Source organism: Companilactobacillus bobalius, assembly GCF_009764355.1.
Genome location: NZ_LNUA01000077.1, coordinates 120,075 through 135,813, shown reverse-complemented (window position 1 = coordinate 135,813; position 15,739 = coordinate 120,075). Strand labels below are relative to the sequence as shown.

The window sequence follows — 15,739 nt, the reverse complement described above, 5'->3', positions numbered from 1 at the left end:
TTTTCGTTTAAACGTTTATTAATGAGACAGCTTTTTTCCATCCCTGAACTTTTTCATTGCATTCATTGACCGCCATTTTTGGTTCAAAACAACGATACTCAATAGCCTCCTGTAAAACATTTTCATCATAAAGATCCAATTGTAGGCCCGCTAAGAAGACTGCCCCTAAAACACTTAACTCTTCTACATTAGGAATCTTTAATACCGACTGTAACAGGTCACATTGAAATTGCATCAAATAATTATTAGAGGTGGCTCCACCATCGACTTTCAAAATATTGATTTGACCACCAGTATCTTTTTTCATTAATTGCAAAATATCATTAATTTGATAAGCAATGCTTTCCAACCCTGCTTTAACAACTTCATTCTTACGTGTCTTACGAGTCATACCAACAATGGTTCCTGTAGCATCATCATTCCAGTAAGGTGCACCTAATCCAGTAAATGCTGGTACCAAATAAGTCTTGTCACTCTTATTAGCATGGTAGGCCATCTCTTCAGTTTCAGCACTATGCTCAATCAACCCTAAATCATCCTTCAGCCATTTGATAACTGCTCCAGAATAGTTAACATTTCCTTCCAACACATAATTCGATTGACCATTGATTTTCCAAGCAACAGATGTGATCAAGCCGTTTGACGACATAACTGGTTTAGAACCAATATTCATCATAATTGACGAACCCGTTCCGTATGTGGATTTAACATCTCCGAATTTAGTGCATCTTTGACCAAACAAAGCCGCTTGGGAATCACCTAATACTCCATAAATTGGGATTTGATGATTCAAGATTCCTTCAAAATCGGTCATTCCAAATTTATCATTTGAATCAACAATTTTGGCTAAATATGATCTCTTTAAATCAAAAATTCTTAATAGATCATCATCCCAATCACCACTCTTTAAATTCATAAGTTGTGTTCTGGAGGCATTAGAAGGTTCAGTCTTAAAACTTTGGCCCCTAGTTAATTGATAAATTAACCAACTATCAACCGTTCCCAGACACAAGTCACCCTTTTGAGCAGCTTCTTGAACTTCTGGAATATTCTCCAGTAGCCAAGTAAATTTAGATGCCGTGAAATATGGTGATAAAGGCATACCTGTCTTTTGATAAATAGATTGTCCGACACCAGTTTTTTCAATTCTTTCACAGACATCTTTAGCACGTGAACATTGCCAAACAACTGATTCTGATAGAGGCTTTCGCGTAGATTTTGACCACGCTGTAGCCGTTTCTCTTTGATTTGTGATTCCCAAACCGACAATCTTTGCTGAATCAACTTGAGGATCATCCAAAATTTTTCTTACTAAAAATAAAATATTTTGATAAATCTCACGTAAATCGTGGCTGACCCAACCTTGTTTATTAATAATCTGGCGATGATTTCGTGTTACTTTTCTTAAAATCTGACCATCTTTATCGACCAAAACCACTTTGGTACCTTGCGTGCTCTGATCAATTCCCAACAAATATTTCATAATAATTTCTCCTCAAATTAAGAAATTGATTTTTCAACATTTTGGGCAATTCCGGCACCATCCAGACCATAGTAACCAAAGACTTCATCTTGAGTACCAGCAATTGCAGGTGCATCTGGGAATCCTAAAATATGAAGTTTAGCACTGCCTGATGTAGCAACTACTTCAGCCACTGCTGAACCAATACCGTTGTAAATACTGTGTTCTTCGATTGTATAAATATCGGAGAACTCATTACTGATCTTACTTAATAGTTCTGTATCTAATGGTTTCAAGCTGACTAAATCAATGACTGTAGCTTTAATACCTTCTTTTTCAAGTAAATCAGCGGCCTTCAAAGCTTCAGGAACTGTTTCTCCCATAGCTACTAAAGCAACATCCTTACCATTTCTCAAAACGTTTGCTTTACCTGGCTTTACAAAGGCTTCTTCAGGATTACTGTAACAATTGCTCAAAGCCTTCTTACCAATTCTGATATAAGCAGGTTTATCTGATTTAACTAAATACTTAAACAAACCAATTGTTTGATATTGATCACAAGGCATATAAACTTCCAAATTTGGAATAGCTCTTGTGATTGCCAAATCTTGCAAAGAATGGTGAGTGCTTCCCAAGACACTATAAGAATTACCACCACTGATACCTAGCAATTTAACATTAGTATTAGAGTAGGAAACATCCACTTTGACTTGTTCGATACTTCTCATTGTTAAAAAGGCGGCTGGTGATACTGCAAATGGACGCTTACCACTGTGAGCTAATCCAGCACTAATTGTGACAAGATCTTGTTCAGCAATACCAACTTCTACAATTTGTTTAGGTAATTCTTTTGCAAAAGGAACTAAAGAACCTGAACCTCTAGAATCGCTGGTTAGAACAACAATATCAGAATCATTCTTTCCGGCGTCTACTAATTGTTCACAAATTACTTCTCCAACTTTACGAGCTTTTTCTTCTGACATTATTTTCTTTCCTCCAATTCCTTATCAAATACATCTAAGGCTTCTTTATATTGTTCTTCAGTTGGTACTTTATGATGCCATTCTGCCTTGTTCTCAGCAAATGAAACGCCACAGCCTTTAACCGTGTCAGCCAAAATCAAAGTAGGTTTATTTTGAACTGATTTCATGTCAAAAGCATCAACTAATTGAGACATATCATTACCATCAATTTCAATAACGTTCCAACCAAAAGCTTCATATTTGGCTTTCAAAGGTTCGCTGTTCATAACATCTTTTGTCTTACCAGTAATCTGAAGGCCATTATGATCAATGATAGCTGTTAAATTATCAAGCTTGAAATTTCCGGCTGCCATTGCTGCTTCCCAAACGGAACCTTCTGCTTGTTCACCATCTCCCATTAAAACGTAGGTATGATAATCTTTATCATCCATCTTGGCTGCTTTAGCAATTCCGACACTTAAGGCTAAGCCATGTCCAAGTGAACCAGTATTCATTTCAATTCCCTTAATGTGATTATTAGGGTGACCAATATATGGTGATTTAAATTGTGAATATGTTAGAAGATCATCTTTAGGAAAATATCCACGATCAGCTAAGACATTCAAAAGAATTTCTACCGCATGACCTTTCGATTGAACGTAACGATCACGATTCTCACTCTTAAATGTTTCTGGAGTTTGATTTAGTACCTTATAGTAGAGGGCAACTAAAATATCAGTACATGAAAGATCTGAACCGGTATGTCCAGTCTTGGCACGATAAATCATTTCCCATGTTGCTTTTCTCATTTCAATAGCCTTTTTCTCTAATTGTTCAACATCCATAGTAATTTCTCCTTACAATCAATTTCAGCAACCGCTTTCAAAATTTATACTAAACTGTTTACCTAAATTTTTCAATAGTTTAGTTAGAATAAATCACAATCAAGCAACAACTATTTTTATTTTATATAGTCAATAGTGCTGTTACATCAACAATAAGCAGTAACAAGCACATTTATGTTTAGTGATTAGTTTTAATAAACTATTGAATATTAGTTAAATCAGTTTTATAGTTTAGTCATGGAAACGCTTTCTAAATAATTATTTTATTAAACTAAGGGAGTAATTAATTTATGAGTGTAGATAAAATCAAATTAGGTTTCGCACCTACTAGAAGAAATATCTTCTCAGCTGACGCCGCTATTGAGTTCGCTAATTACACACGTAAGAGGTTAGACGATATGGATGTCGACTACGTTGATATTAAAGATGTTAATGATGATGGTCTGCTTTATGATGATGAAGGCATGAACAAGATTGCTAAGAAATTCCAAGATGCTAAAATTGACGGTTTATTCTTAGCTAATGAAAACTTCGGTACTGAATATGAATGTGCCCGTTTGGCAAAGAAATTGAACGTTCCTGTTCTACTTTGGGGACCAAAAGATGAAGCACCTGCAGCAGATGGTTCACGTTTAAGAGATACTCAATGTGGTCTATTTGCTATTGGAAAAGTTTTACGTCGTTTCCAAATTCCATTCACTTATGTCAAAAACTGTGATCTTGACGACCCTGCTTTTGAACAAGGCATTAATGACTTCATCAAAGTATGTAATGTTGTTAAAACTTTCAAGAATACTCGTATCCTACAAATCGGACCTCGTCCTTTCGACTTTTGGAGCACAATGGTTAATGAAGGTGAATTGTTAGAGAAGTTCAACATCTCACTCTCACCTATTCCAATTACAGAATTGGTAGAAAAGATTCATGAATTGATCGACAAAAAGGATCCTGAAATTGCAGAAACTGAAAAGGCCTTGAATTCTATCGCTGATATTCAAATTTCTGATAAAGATTTGCAAATGGTTGCTGCGCTTAAAGTTGCCATCAAGAGATTGGCTAAAACCTATGGATGTAACTCTGCCGCAATCCAATGTTGGACTGCTCTTCAAGACGAAATCGGTATTCTTCCATATGCTTCTGAATCATTACTTCAAGATGAAGGTTTGCCTGTAACTTGTGAAACTGATATTCATGGCGTTATTTCTGAACTATTGGTTGAAGCCGCAACTATGGGTGATCATCGAGCTATCTTTGCTGATGTTAACTGTCGTCATCCAGAAAATCCTAATGGTGAATTACTACAACACTTGGGTGTCTTCCCATATTCAACCGCCAAAAACAAGCCTATTTTGCCAAAGTCACACTTTGTTTTTGACTACCCAGGGTCAGTAGGATTCCAAGCCCAAGATGGTAACTATACTCTTTGCCGTTTCGATGGCGATAATGGTAAGTACTCAATGTTAATGGGTAATGCTAAAACTTGTGAAGGACCATATGAACAAGGGACTTATATCTGGTTACAATTTGCTAACCTCAACCGTTTCGAAACTAAACTAGTTTATGGACCTTATATCCACCACATGGCTGCTGTTCGTGACGACGTTGTGCCTGTTCTCTACGAAGCCTGTAAGTATTTAGGCGTTACACCTGATTTCTATGATCCTATTGAAGATGATGTTAAAGCTTATCTTCGTGGTGACACCTCTTCAATTATTAAATAATTCAGTACGCAAAAAGGTGATGTATTCTATTAAAAATACATCACCTTTTTATTTTGAAAAAAAGACCAAACCATTTCTGATTTGATCTTTTCAAATAAATTAATTACAATTCTTGACCATTTGATTCAATAACTTTTTGATACCAGTAGAATGACTTCTTCTTGTATCTGTCCATATTTCCATTACCATCATCATCTAAGTCAACATAGATAAAACCATAACGTTTGGACATTTCACCTGTAGAAGCACTGACCAAATCAATACAGCCCCATGGAGTGTAACCCATCAAATCGACACCATCGTCAATTGCACCGGCCATTGCTTGAATATGTTGTTTCAAGTAATCGATACGGTAATCATCTTCAATGTTGTGGTTTGCATCTGGTTTATCGATAGCACCCAAACCATTTTCAACGATGAACAATGGTTTTTGATAACGATCGTACAATTGGTTCAAAGCAATTCTCAAACCAGTTGGATCAATTTGCCAGCCCCAATCACTTGCCTTAAGGAATGGATTCTTAACACCACCTAGCAAGTTTCCACTAACTTTGTCGTTATCCTTCTTAGTAGTTTCAACTGCTGAAGACATATAGTAACTGAAACCAATATAATCAACAGGATACTTTTTGATCAATTCCAATTCTTCATCAGTTCTGTCTAAATCAGAAAGTTTCAAACCATATTCAGCCAACAATCTCTTTGTATAGCTTGGATATTGACCACGAACTTGAACATCGCCGCAGAAGAAGTTGAAATCTTGATTTTGTTGCAAGGTAGCCAATTGGTTAACTGGATTGGCATCATAACTATAAGTTGTAGCGTAAAGAATCATACAACCAATCTGTAAATTTGGATCCAATTCATGACCAATTTTAACAGCCTTAGAACTAGAAACAAATTGATTATGCCATGCTTGGAAGACATTTTTCTTGTCGTTAGCACCGTTGGAAGGAACCAAACCTTGACCCATAACTGGGAAGTGAGCAGCACTGTTGATTTCGTTGAAAGTCATCCAGTACTTAACTTTCTTGTAGTAACGTGTCAAAACAACTTTGGCAAATCTTTCGAAGAATGAAATTAACTTCTTATTTTTCCAGCCACCATAATTTTTGGCCAAATTTAATGGCAACTCATAATGAGAAATAGTAATCACTGGTTCAATATTGTACTTCAAACATTCATCGATTACTTGATCATAAAATTCCAATCCCTTTTCATTTGGTTCTGTTTCATCACCATTTGGAAAAATTCTTGACCAAGCAATAGAGAAACGATAGCACTTAAAGCCCATTTCTGAGAATAATTTGATATCTTCTTTGAAACGATGATAGTAATCGATACCGACATGATTAGGATATTTATATTTACTTTCATCAATCGTCCAATCAAAGTCAGGATTTTGAACAATTTGGAATCTCTCTTTGCCACCGGGTAATGCGTCAGCAATAGATAGACCACGTCCATCTTCCTTATAGCCACCCTCTAATTGGTTAGCAGCTGTAGCGCCACCCCACAAGAAATTCTTTGGAAATTCTGTCATTAGATTCACCTCAAAATAAATTATTTAATTAAATGATACCGCATATTAATCAGCATTGTAAACGTTTTACTAAACAAATTACATTATTTTACATAAAAAATACAATAAATTTTGCAATACTGATTTTAATTTAGTATTATTTTATGTGATAGGAGGTCATCTCATGACAGTAAAAATGGATGACATAGCACGTCTCGCCAATGTTTCTAAATCGGCCGTATCCTTAGCCCTTAATGGTAAAGACGGTGTGAGTCAAGAAACTAGAGATAAAATTTTTGATGTAGTAAATAAATATGGATATAAGCCACTCCGGAAAAACAAAAAAAATACTGATAAAGTTCTTACTAGTGTTAACTTCTTAGTTGTTAAAACAGCTGGTTTAGTTAGTGGAAACTATCGTTCTCTTCCCTTCTTTGATAGCTTAATTTCTTCATTATCGGAAAAAGTCAGCGAAACTGGTGGTAGTTTGAAGATAATTACTACTGATAGTGAATCACTTCCTCAAACTTTGGATGAGATCAGAAAAGATCAGAACGATGGTACGATTGTTTTAGGTACTGATTTGAATGCAACCCAAGCAGAATTAATTAATAACAAATTAGACAGTGTGATATTTGTTGATACATATTTCGACAATATAACGGCTGATTTTGTAACGATGGATAATTATCAAGGAGCTATGCTAGCGGGCAATTATATCTTAAACAAAGGCTATAAAGATATTGGTTATTTTGCCTCTGATAAAATCATTTCTAACTTTATTGAACGAAGACGTGGTTTTCGTGATGCTCTTAAACTAGCTAATATAAAAATCAATAATGATCATTTTTATTCAGTTTCTCCTACAGAAGTTAATCCAAAGGGATTGGATATCGAAAATATAACCAAGAAGGAATTGCCCGAAGTAATTTTTTGTGAAGATGATTATATCGCAATTAGATTAATAAAGGCTGCCCAACAAAAGAATATCAAAATTCCTAAACAATTAGCCGTTATTGGTTTTGATGATATTTATGAAAGTTCTCTAATAAGTCCTGAATTGACCACCATTCACGTACCTGTTGATCAAATGGCTGAACAAGCACTATTTCAACTGCAAAAGCGCTTATTTACTCCAAATTGGTCACCACAAAAAACACTCATCTCAACTAAATTAATTAAACGTAATTCTATTTAAGTCGAAACAAAAAAGTTTCGGCTTTTTTTATTGTCTAAAAATTCGATTGAATCAACGTTTTTATAAAATAGTTAATTTATTTTAGTACTATTTTAGTAAAATACTCTTGATGTTTAATAATCTATGTGGTAATTTAGAGCTGTTAAAAGAAAGCGGATACATTCCGTGAACTTATGCATAAGTTAATTTTATTTGTTAGGAGAATTAATAATAATGTCAGATACGAAAAAAGTTAATAAAACGTTTTTAAAAATTGCTATTCTAGCAATTTCCGTCATGTTACAAGCAGCCAGTGCAATATCAGTTGCTGTAACAGGAATGATCAAATCATTTCCAGATCAAAGTGCAACTTCAATTCAATCACTAGTAACTATTCCCTCTTTTTCTATCATGCTATTTATTCTTTGTGGTAATTGGATAATTAAAGCTATTGGTAAACGTAATACCGTTATTCTAGGATTATTTGTTGCAATGATCGGTGGTGTAGGTCCTGCATTTGTAACAAACATTACAATGATTAAGGTTTTACGTTTCTTATTCGGTGCTGGTACTGGTATCTATACTTCCTTAGCTGTCAGTTTAATTGGTGATTACTTTACCGGTGATGAACAACGTAACCTTCTTGGCATTCAATCCGCAGTTTCTGCTCTAGGTTCAAGTTTATCCACATTCTTAGCGGGTATTCTTGTAGGGATTAATTGGCAAAGTACCTATCTAGTTTACTTAATTCTTTTACCAGTTCTTATCGTATTCATGATTGGTTTTCCAAAGAAAGATTCTACAGATTCTCAAAAGACCGTTACTGTAGAAAATGAATCCTCCGGTAAACAATCTAAAAAGCTTCCTATTTTCGTTATTATTGGTATTTTAGTTTTATTCGTTTATTTCAATGCCGTAATGGCAATGTACACAAACTCCGGCTTGGCTTTGCAACAAATGCAAGTTAAGAATCAAGGTATGCTGGGCACCGCATTAGCATTTGCTGGAATTATTGGTAGTTTAATTACCATGCTTTATGGACCCATTTTTAAGGCCTTGAAGCACTTTACACCTATTATTGCTTGTGGAATTGGCGCTGTTGGTTTCTTTGGAATGGCACATTCATCAAATATGATTTTATTTACTATTTCAATGATTTTAGTAAGTTCTACAACAATTTTGATTCCTTATGTTTATGGAACTGTTATGGACAGTGTTCCTGAAGCATCGAAGAATTTTGCAATTTCAGTTGCCATGATTTTTAACAATTTAGGTGCTTACTTCTCACCATACTCACTTTCATTTATTGGAAAAGCATCAGGTATGACAGATCCAACTTCATCATTTGTTATCTGTGCTGTAGTGATGATTGTACTTGCTGTAGTATTCGTATTTATGCAATTAAATAGAAATAAGAATGTAAATACTTCAATGGCTAAATAACAATATTAGAAAGGAATTTTAAAATGGATAAATGTGAAAAATGGGGTTCATATGAACTCACTCTAAATGGACCATCTGATGGTAATCCATTTATTGACAATAATTTATTTGCTACTTTTACTCATGATAATTTTTCAATTAAAATCCGCGGATTTTACGATGGAAACGGAATATATAAAGTCAGATATATGCCTGAATTAATTGGAACATGGAAAGTCACAACTGAATCTAACGTAGAAGTATTATCAAATAAAACAACTGAATTTGAATGTACATCTCCTTCTGAAGATAATCATGGACCTGTTCGCGTAAGTGGTAAAACTCACTTTGCCTACGCTGATGGTACTTCTTATATGCCTTTTGGAACTACCGCTTATGCTTGGGTATTTCAAAGTAACGAACGTCAAAAGCAAACTCTAAAGACACTATCTGAAAATAAATTTAATAAACTACGTATGTTGACTTTCCCTAAGAACTATAATTACAACACCATAGAACCAGATATCTATCCATATGAGGGAGCCCCAAAAAAAGTATCAGATACTTTCGATTTTAATAGCTGGAGTCTAAAACCAGAGGATATTGGTTTTGACTTTTCTAAAATCAATCCTACCTACTTCCAACATTTGGAAAATAGAATTAAGGATTTAGATAATCTTGGTGTTGAAGCTGATTTAATTCTATTTCATCCTTATGACCACTGGGGATTTGCTCGTATGGGGGAAAAGTACGATAAATTATATCTTAAATATATTATTGCTAGATTAGCCAGTTATAAAAATATTTGGTGGTCACTAGCAAATGAATATGATTTGTTAGCAATGGCCGGTCAAAAACCACTCGAAGCTTGGGATAAATTAGGAGAACTAGTTAAAGAAGAAGATCCTAGTGAACATCTAATATCGATACATAATTGGTATGATCCGCCTACAAATAAAGGCACTAGAAAAAACTGGTTTGATTATACAAAACCATGGATAACACATCTAAGCGTCCAAACTGATGAACTATTCTTTGTACCTCAGTGGTTAGAAAAGTATCAAAAACCAGTAGTCGTAGATGAATGTCGGTATGAAGGGAACATTGAGTTGGGCTGGGGTGACAATACTGCCCATGGTATGATGGATTGCTTCTACAGAACAGTTTTACGCGGAGGTTACGCCACACATGGTGAAACCTATATTGACAAACCAAATACTAAACGTTCAATTTGGTGGGCACATGGTGGGATTCTATATGGTCAAAGTCAAAAGAGAATCAACTTCTTTAAGGATCTACTAGACAATAACGGTTTCAACTATGTAAAACCAATGGCAACTGAAGGTCCACACTGGGAATTGGCTGTTGGACAGTCACCTGATGATAGTAAAATCATTGCCTATTTCGGAGCTAACCAACCTGAATTTGAACAATTTGATTTTCTACCAAAGGATAAAAAATATTCTGCCAAACTAATTGATACTTGGAATATGACAACAAAGGATTTGAATATTGAAATTAACAATACAGATATGTTCCAGCTTCCACGTTCCGAATATCAAGCATTACTTTTAACTGAAAAGAAATAAAATAAACGCTTGGCTTAATCCCATGGCCAAGCGTTTAATATTTAAAGGGAGAAAAATCATGAGTAACTATCTAAGTATCGACATCGGCGGTACCAATTTAAAATATGGTATATTAAATAATTCAGGTAACCTGATTAGCCATGATAAGCTGCAAACACCTGCAAAAAACATTATAGAATTCACTAATGCCATCTTTAGCATAATTGATAAGTACCAATCAAGTATTAAAGGAATTGCCATTTCGGTTCCTGGAAAAATAGATGATACTGGGACTATCCATCATGGCGGTTCTCTTCCTTTCTTAGATAAAGTAAATCTGAAAAAGATAATTGAAGACAAATACAGAATTTATACAAGTATCGAAAACGATGGTAAATCCGCCGCTTTAGCAGAGCTCTGGCTAGGTAATTTAAATAATATCGACAATTCGGCTGCTATTGTTCTAGGTACAGGGGTCGGAGGTGGTATCGTTATTAATGGTCAATTATTATATGGTGAACACTTTCAGGCCGGTGAATTTAGTTTCATGTTAAATAACTTTACTAAAGATGATTTTCTAAAAGCTGCTGTAGGAGCCAATACTTCTGCTGTCGGTATGATTAAAAAAATCGGTTCATTAAAAAAGCTAAGCAACATAAGTGATGGAATTGAAGTATTCAATTTTATCAATAAAAAGGACCCCGAGGCCTTTCCAATATTTAAAGAATTCTGTAGTTATGTTGCAAAGTTAATCCTTAATATTCAATCAGTAGTCGATTTAAAAAGATTCGTTATCGGTGGTGGTATAAGTGCACAACCAATTGTCACTGACACAATTAATGAAGAATATGATAAAATATTGAACTCAACGCCAATAATTAAAGATTCGTTAACTCGACCTGAAATTTTAAACGCCAAATTTCAAAATAACGCAAATTTATATGGAGCACTTTATGGTTTACTTATTAAAGTAGACGATAAAAAAGATTACATTGCTCAATAAAAAAGAGACTCCCAACCGGAAGTCTCTTTTTTATATAAATCCCAATATTTTAATTACCACCATAGCCAAAACAATACTAATAATGGCATGAAACATAAACAGAATTGAAAATGCTACAAAATAAATTGCCCCAGTCATAACAACTGTTCTCAAATTAAGCAAATAAAGTATTGATCCCAAAACCAACAGAACTACGACCCATGGCAAAATTCCTTTATTGACGGTAATAAAATCATTCTTACTCAAATCATATCCAGTACTAGCTATCATGATAGTCAACAATACATACACTAGAATCATCCACCACGAAGCATTAGCAAAGCTAGATTTCATATTATCCAAAACAGAATCAAAGATCACGCTAATTGAAACACTCTTGTTAACATTCAAGCTCTGAATCAATGTACTAAAGCTGAATTGAGCTTTCAACAGAAATCTTTGCAATAAATACAATGCCAACGAGCACATGTAATAAGGCGCCAGACCAATGAAGAAGTTCCCCAACATCTGATAAACATTGCGATCATTCCACTTATGATCCACAGACCCTAATGAGCCCGATTGACGATAATTCAAATTTAACAATTGAACGTTAGTTACTTTATGTCCAAACAAATAGGCAAAAATAGCATGTCCTAACTCATGAATAATAACGCCCACTCCACCAACGATTAGCTGACTATTGTTTCCCAAATTATTAACTAAAATAATTTTTGACAGATGTCCCAGCCAAGAAGTCACCAGTGATGTTAAGTAAGGAATTAAAGTAAAAATAGCTACGAAAATTAACACGAAATCAAAATAATTATTCCACAAAACTAATCTCTCCTTAGTGCAATTTTGTAAATTATATAACTATTTTACTTTTTCTATTCCATTTAGCCTGCGATTTGTATCATTCTTAAGTAATTGATAAATAGTTGCGGCTACAGGCACTCCTAACAGCATCCCCACAATACCGCCGAGTCCGCCACCAACAGTAATTGAAGCTAGAACCCAGATTCCTGGTAAGCCAATTGAAGTTCCGACAACTCGTGGATAAATAACGTTACTTTCAAACTGTTGTAGAACCAATAGGAAAATAATGAAGAAAACTGCTTCTATCGGTGATTTAACGGCAATCAATAAGAATCCGACAATCCCTCCTAACCAAGCTCCTAAAATAGGAATCAGGGCTGTAATACTAACAAATGCACCAACTGATAGTGCATATGGGAATCTGAATATCAGCATTCCTAATGAACACAAACTTCCCAAGATGATAGCTTCCGTAACTTGTCCGGCAATGAAATGACTAAACATATCATCCGCAATATCAACTACATACTTAACCTTTTTAATATGTTCTTTCTTCATATAAGCTTGGGCCATCTTCTTAACCTGGCAACCCAACTTTTCCTTAGTTGCCAAAATATAGATAGCAAATGTTAAAGCTAGAATGAAATTAATAAAACCTTTAGTAATACCCGTTACAATCTTGAAAGTTGAACCAAAGATTCCTCCCATTCCACTCGTTAAATACTTCATCACTTTACTCTGTACCGATGACCAATCAATATTCATTGACTCCAGTTGATTGGAAACAACCGAATTATGATTTATCTTTTCTAGCAACGCTGACAATCCTTCAACAAATGAAGGAATATTTTTAAAGAAATCGGCCAAAGCATTGAAGAACTGGGGTAAAACCAATCTAAATACTCCCACCATCACCAAAGTGACAATGACCAAAGTAGTTAAAATAACTAATGCTCGACGACTCTTCTGTAAAATTTTAATTTTAGTATTAGGAAAGAAATATTTTTCCAACTTAACACATAAAATATTTAAGACGTATGCCAATACAGCGCCCAAAATAAGTGGCATCGCAACGCCCAAAACATTCAGAAAAATATTATAGATCTGCACTGGATATATGAGGATAAACAATACTAAAATCGCAATTATTCCATATTGGATCAACTTTTTTCGACTTAGATTCATAGACTACTCCCTAATTTACTTGTCTAACCAATATATCATAAAAGAGGATGCCATAAATACCATGACATCCTCTTTCTGTTAAAGATTATTTGCTTTAACCCATCTTTTAATAACTTCGATCTCTTTTTTGTTACCATTAAACTCTGAAAAAACCAGTGCTTTATCAATGTATCCTTGCACTTTTTCATTGTTTCCATTAACTCGATTTTCATTCATTGCTAGCTGAGCATAAATTCGAGCAATGTAATACGTAACGTGATTCTCGGCACAGACCTTAACGCCATAATTCAATAACGCATTAGCCGTTTCTAAATCCTGCTTCTCTGAATAGTAAATCGCACAATAGAAAATGATATTGATATAACGCCAAATCTTACTTACATCATCAATCGACATTGTATAAATGTTATTGAATACCTTGCTGAAGTAGTATTCACTCTTCGTATCATCGCCCTGCTTGGCATAAACCATACCCATACCTACGAATGATAGAAAAGTGAAAATTGTTTCCCCACGGGTATCTAATTCCGATAAAATACGATTGAAATCAAAAACTGCATCAAATAAATCTCCATCGTCCAAAACATTCAAGTAGCCTCTTAAATAATAATATTGCATCAAAAGATTCTTATCATTATTCAAACTATCTGAATCAATCTTATTAATGATTGTCCAAGCATCATCATATTCTTGAATAATTAAATTGAATTCTGCTTGACTCATTTCCTTAGCAACCTTCTTACTGCTGCTATCATTTACACCAATAATACTATCTAAGGATAGACCGAGACGATTACATAATTTAATTAAAATTTTCAATGATGGAATTTTACCGTTATTCTCAAACTTGCTTAATGTAGCTTGAGTACAGATACCATTGCTCAATTCCTTTTGTGAGAGTCCTAATTCTTTTCTTTTATCAATAAACGCCTGTATATCCACGCCATCGCCCCTGTATAATAAATTTATATATAATTAATATAATTATATACCCATAATTAAAACGTGTCATTGGTATAAAGTTGTCATATTGTCTAGTCCACTTAGTGAAATATTATTTTATATAATTAATACCGTAGTAAACAAGAAATTTTATTCCATTTATATATTTAAAATCTATTTAAAGCAAAAAAAAATTGGAATCTCTTCCAATTTCAGTGAATTATTTATTTTTTAGATCATCAATGGAATTAATATTAGTCATATATTTTGGAACGGCTAATCCAACTTTGGCACCTTCTAAGTTAGCACCGAGGTCTTCAAACTTACCTTTGTAATCAGAATAGAACTTAGCTGATGTCTTAGGTAACCAAGCACTGACAGTTGCGTCAGCAGCTTTGGTAGAGATTGAAGCCCAAACTGGTTGCATCTCCATAGCCTGAATAGTTACTTTATAACCTTGATCTCGTAATACTTGAGCAATCACATTAGTTGAAGCAATTTCTGAATCCCATGCAACATAAGTGATCTTCAAGGATTGACCATGAACCTTCTTAACACCCTTAGTCCATTTTTGAACTAATTTCGGATTCTTCTTGATCCATTGTTTGGCAGCTTTATCTGGATCCATACCACCATTAACCTTCAACATAACACTCGACATCTGCTTAGGTGTCCAATGGAAACGATCCAAAATAGTATATGCTTCGGGTTTATCCTTTTTCAAACCTTTACGAACGATAGTGTTGATATGTTCTGCTTTACCATAAACGTTTTTAGGATCTTTTAAGAATTTCAGTTTATACTTTGTAAACATCCAATGTGGTTGCCAACCAGTAATCACAATTGGTTGTTTATTTTTATATGATTTATCCAAAGTACTTGTCATGGCCGAAGTTGAACTAGGTTGTAATTGCCAGTTGTTCTTCTCTAGACCATAATCCTTCAAAGCTGTTTGGGTAGAGGCCATTACACCAGCACCAGCATCAATACCTGTGATTGTGTAATTAATTTGTGGGCCCAACTTTTCCTTACTTTTGTACGGAGCTGTTTGGGAACTACATGCGGAAATAATTGGGATGATTAATATTGCTAATAAGAAAAGTTTAATAAACTTTTGTTTTTTCAAAAAATC

At 34.4% G+C, this 15,739-nt stretch carries 13 protein-coding genes; 5 read left to right on the top strand and 8 right to left on the bottom strand.

Annotation, left to right across the window (positions count from 1 at the left end; all coding sequences use genetic code 11):
* Window positions 1–7: 7 nt before the first annotated feature.
* Genes ATN92_RS17035 through ATN92_RS17025 form a run of 3 tightly spaced genes read right to left on the bottom strand, consistent with a single transcriptional unit; the run spans window position 8 to window position 3,269 of the window.
* Window positions 8–1,483, bottom strand: coding sequence for an FGGY-family carbohydrate kinase (locus ATN92_RS17035; protein WP_056954274.1), 1,476 nt, complete (start codon window positions 1,481–1,483; stop codon window positions 8–10).
* Between the two features lie 17 nt (window positions 1,484–1,500).
* Window positions 1,501–2,445: a transketolase family protein gene (locus ATN92_RS17030; RefSeq protein ID WP_056954272.1), complete on the bottom strand. Its 945-nt coding sequence runs from the start codon at window positions 2,443–2,445 to the stop codon at window positions 1,501–1,503.
* The gene (locus tag ATN92_RS17025; RefSeq protein WP_056954269.1) at window positions 2,445–3,269 is read right to left on the bottom strand and encodes a transketolase; all 825 of its coding nucleotides are present in this window, start codon (window positions 3,267–3,269) and stop codon (window positions 2,445–2,447) included. The genes ATN92_RS17030 and ATN92_RS17025 overlap by 1 nt, the downstream gene beginning before the upstream one ends.
* A gap of 290 nt (window positions 3,270–3,559) precedes the next feature.
* Between ATN92_RS17025 and ATN92_RS17020 the strand changes: the two genes are divergently transcribed.
* Window positions 3,560–4,990: an L-fucose/L-arabinose isomerase family protein gene (locus tag ATN92_RS17020; protein WP_056954267.1), complete on the top strand. Its 1,431-nt coding sequence runs from the start codon at window positions 3,560–3,562 to the stop codon at window positions 4,988–4,990.
* Window positions 4,991–5,093: 103 nt separating this feature from the next.
* Here ATN92_RS17020 and ATN92_RS17015 read toward each other — a convergent pair whose 3' ends face one another.
* On the bottom strand, window positions 5,094–6,533 hold the full coding sequence (locus ATN92_RS17015) for a glycoside hydrolase family 1 protein (protein WP_056954265.1): 1,440 nt from the start codon (window positions 6,531–6,533) through the stop codon (window positions 5,094–5,096).
* 163 nt (window positions 6,534–6,696) lie between these two features.
* On the opposite strand from ATN92_RS17015, the gene ATN92_RS17010 reads away from it, so the two are divergent.
* The 4 genes from ATN92_RS17010 (at window position 6,697) to ATN92_RS16995 (ending at window position 11,682) form a co-directional block, all read left to right on the top strand.
* Window positions 6,697–7,710 (top strand): LacI family DNA-binding transcriptional regulator, encoded by a 1,014-nt coding sequence (locus ATN92_RS17010; protein WP_056954263.1) that lies wholly within the window; start codon window positions 6,697–6,699, stop codon window positions 7,708–7,710.
* 213 nt (window positions 7,711–7,923) lie between these two features.
* On the top strand, window positions 7,924–9,132 hold the full coding sequence (locus ATN92_RS17005; protein ID WP_082604589.1) for an MFS transporter: 1,209 nt from the start codon (window positions 7,924–7,926) through the stop codon (window positions 9,130–9,132).
* Window positions 9,133–9,155: 23 nt separating this feature from the next.
* The gene (locus ATN92_RS17000) at window positions 9,156–10,700 is read left to right on the top strand and encodes a DUF5060 domain-containing protein (RefSeq protein WP_056954261.1); all 1,545 of its coding nucleotides are present in this window, start codon (window positions 9,156–9,158) and stop codon (window positions 10,698–10,700) included.
* 58 nt (window positions 10,701–10,758) lie between these two features.
* Window positions 10,759–11,682, top strand: coding sequence for an ROK family protein (locus tag ATN92_RS16995; protein WP_056954259.1), 924 nt, complete (start codon window positions 10,759–10,761; stop codon window positions 11,680–11,682).
* 30 nt (window positions 11,683–11,712) lie between these two features.
* On the opposite strand, the gene ATN92_RS16990 is transcribed toward ATN92_RS16995, so the two are convergent.
* The 4 genes from ATN92_RS16990 to ATN92_RS16975 form a co-directional block, all read right to left on the bottom strand.
* Complete coding sequence (locus ATN92_RS16990) at window positions 11,713–12,498, bottom strand: hypothetical protein (RefSeq protein ID WP_056954257.1); 786 nt, start codon at window positions 12,496–12,498, stop codon at window positions 11,713–11,715.
* A gap of 39 nt (window positions 12,499–12,537) precedes the next feature.
* Complete coding sequence (locus ATN92_RS16985) at window positions 12,538–13,665, bottom strand: AI-2E family transporter (protein ID WP_056954255.1); 1,128 nt, start codon at window positions 13,663–13,665, stop codon at window positions 12,538–12,540.
* A gap of 78 nt (window positions 13,666–13,743) precedes the next feature.
* Window positions 13,744–14,607, bottom strand: a complete 864-nt coding sequence (locus ATN92_RS16980; protein WP_082604588.1) for a helix-turn-helix domain-containing protein — start codon at window positions 14,605–14,607, stop codon at window positions 13,744–13,746.
* 220 nt (window positions 14,608–14,827) lie between these two features.
* Window positions 14,828–15,733 carry a glycine betaine ABC transporter substrate-binding protein gene (locus ATN92_RS16975; RefSeq protein WP_056954253.1) on the bottom strand — a complete coding sequence of 302 codons (906 nt, stop codon included), beginning with the start codon at window positions 15,731–15,733 and terminating at the stop codon, window positions 14,828–14,830.
* Between the last annotated feature and the right edge of the window lie 6 nt (window positions 15,734–15,739).

Coding starts and splice junctions, on each gene's coding strand:
- ATN92_RS17035 (WP_056954274.1), bottom strand. CDS start 1,483: ATGAAATATTTGTTGGGAATTGATCAGAGCACGCAAGGTACCAAAGTG.
- ATN92_RS17030 (WP_056954272.1), bottom strand. CDS start 2,445: ATGTCAGAAGAAAAAGCTCGTAAAGTTGGAGAAGTAATTTGTGAACAA.
- ATN92_RS17025 (WP_056954269.1), bottom strand. CDS start 3,269: ATGGATGTTGAACAATTAGAGAAAAAGGCTATTGAAATGAGAAAAGCA.
- ATN92_RS17020 (WP_056954267.1), top strand. CDS start 3,560: ATGAGTGTAGATAAAATCAAATTAGGTTTCGCACCTACTAGAAGAAAT.
- ATN92_RS17015 (WP_056954265.1), bottom strand. CDS start 6,533: ATGACAGAATTTCCAAAGAATTTCTTGTGGGGTGGCGCTACAGCTGCT.
- ATN92_RS17010 (WP_056954263.1), top strand. CDS start 6,697: ATGACAGTAAAAATGGATGACATAGCACGTCTCGCCAATGTTTCTAAA.
- ATN92_RS17005 (WP_082604589.1), top strand. CDS start 7,924: ATGTCAGATACGAAAAAAGTTAATAAAACGTTTTTAAAAATTGCTATT.
- ATN92_RS17000 (WP_056954261.1), top strand. CDS start 9,156: ATGGATAAATGTGAAAAATGGGGTTCATATGAACTCACTCTAAATGGA.
- ATN92_RS16995 (WP_056954259.1), top strand. CDS start 10,759: ATGAGTAACTATCTAAGTATCGACATCGGCGGTACCAATTTAAAATAT.
- ATN92_RS16985 (WP_056954255.1), bottom strand. CDS start 13,665: ATGAATCTAAGTCGAAAAAAGTTGATCCAATATGGAATAATTGCGATT.